This window comes from Micromonospora sp. MH33 (genome assembly GCF_003013775.1).
GTDB lineage: Bacteria > Actinomycetota > Actinomycetes > Mycobacteriales > Micromonosporaceae > Micromonospora > Micromonospora fulviviridis.
Window position 1 is genome coordinate 1 of the sequence record NZ_MUYZ01000611.1, and the last position, 1,622, is coordinate 1,622.

Consider the following 1,622-nt stretch of genomic DNA (forward strand, 5'->3'; position numbering starts at 1 on the left):
CCGGGCGGCCAGCGCCAGCGCCAGCGCGGCGGCGGCCAGCCCGGCGGCCACCGCCGGCAGGTACGGCCGGACCGGGGACGGCAGCGCCGCCAGCACGGCCACCGCGATGACCAACTGGACCACCTGTCCGGCGGTGCGCTCCCAGAGCACGGCGCGGACGCCCCGGGCCACGTCCCCGGCGTCCCGGCCGTGCCGGACCGCCCGGTGCACGTCGCCGAGCACCCCGCCGGGCAGCGTGGAGTTGAGGAAGACCGCCCGGTAGCAGTGCACGACCGCGGCCCGCAGCGGCAGCCGTACACCCAGCCCGCCGGCGACCAGCGACCAGCGCCAGGCGCAGCAGACGGTGGTGATCGCGCCGATGCCGAGCGCGGCGGCGAGCGCCGGCGCGTCGATCAGCCGCAGCCCGGCCAGGAACGGGCCGGCGCCCACCGACCACACCAGCGCGGCGAGCACGGCGAGTCCGGCGAGCGGGCGGGCCCAGGCCCAGAACGACCGGGACGGCGCGGACGCGGCGGCCGGGACGGGTCCGGCGACGGCGGCGTGTGACAAGAGCGGTCCTCCCTCGGTCCATCCCTTGTCACGTACCACCGGCCGCTACGGTTCACCCGGCCAGCAGGTCGGCGTGGTGCAGCACCACCCGGAGCCGGCCGTCGGCCACCTCGGCGAGCCGCCGCTCCCGGTACGCGTCGACCACCCCGGCCAGCTCCGGCCGCTCCTCGACGGCCGCGTCGAGCCAACCGACCAGCCACTCCGCGGTCAGCGCGGCCTGCTCCGGGCCGAGGCGCCACGGGCTGGCCCGGATCCGCACCTCGACGCCCCGGCGGCGGAAGGCCGCCACGGTGACGTCCACGGCGTCCGGGCCGAGCAACGCGCGCCCGGCGACCGTGCGCCGCTGGTGGGCGTTGAACGCGGCCTCGAACTCGGCGTCGAGCGGGTCGGCGGGGCGGAACCGCACCCGGCCCAGCACGGTGATCGCGAAGAGGGTGGGGTGGCCCGCGCAGGCCGCCACCGTCCGCTCGACCTCCTCGGCGGTGAGCATGTCCAGCAACGCCGAGGCGGTGACCAGGTGGGCGTCGGCCAGGTCGGCGGCACCCAACCGGGTGATGTCGGAACCCCGGACCAGCACGGTGACCGGGCTGCCGTCGGCGGCCACGACCGGCTCGGCGGCGGCCCGGGCGCGCAGGTCGGCGTCCCGCTCGTGCAGCACCCAGCGCTGCGGGCCGGGCAGTCGCGGGGCGAGCCACCGGGCCATCGACCCGGTGCCGCTGCCCAGGTCGTGCACGATCAGCGGCCGGTCGGCGGGCAGCCGGCGGCGGATCCCGTCGAGCAACTCGGCGGAACGGGCGGCCGCGTCGGCGGGTTCACGCAGCCGCAGCCAGTCCGCGAAGTCGGGGGGTAGCAGGGAGGTTGTCATGCCGCCGTGGCCTCCTTGAGGGCTGCCGCCAGCCGGTGCGCGGTGACCGGCCAGCGGGTGAGGGTGTCCCGCCGCTGCCGGGCGGCGCGGCGCAGCCGGTCCCGCAGGTCCGGGTCGGTGAGCCAGCGGCGCAGCGCGCCGGCCAGCGCGGCCGGGTCCGCCGGGGGCACCAGCAGGCCGGGCCGCTCGCCGTCCGCGCTGCGCCCGA

At 78.8% G+C, this 1,622-nt stretch carries 2 protein-coding genes and 1 pseudogene; all 3 read right to left on the reverse strand.

Annotated elements, in window-relative coordinates; all coding sequences use genetic code 11:
- On the reverse strand, window positions 1–549 hold a 549-nt coding region (locus tag B0E53_RS36330), incomplete at its 3' end, for a lysylphosphatidylglycerol synthase domain-containing protein (RefSeq protein ID WP_210406364.1).
- Between the two features lie 52 nt (window positions 550–601).
- Window positions 602–1,414: an SAM-dependent methyltransferase gene (locus B0E53_RS36335; protein WP_107079905.1), complete on the reverse strand. Its 813-nt coding sequence runs from the start codon at window positions 1,412–1,414 to the stop codon at window positions 602–604.
- Window positions 1,411–1,622, reverse strand: a pseudogene (locus B0E53_RS36340) (glycosyltransferase family 1 protein); the annotation flags it as partial. The pseudogene B0E53_RS36340 and the gene B0E53_RS36335, both read right to left, overlap by 4 nt.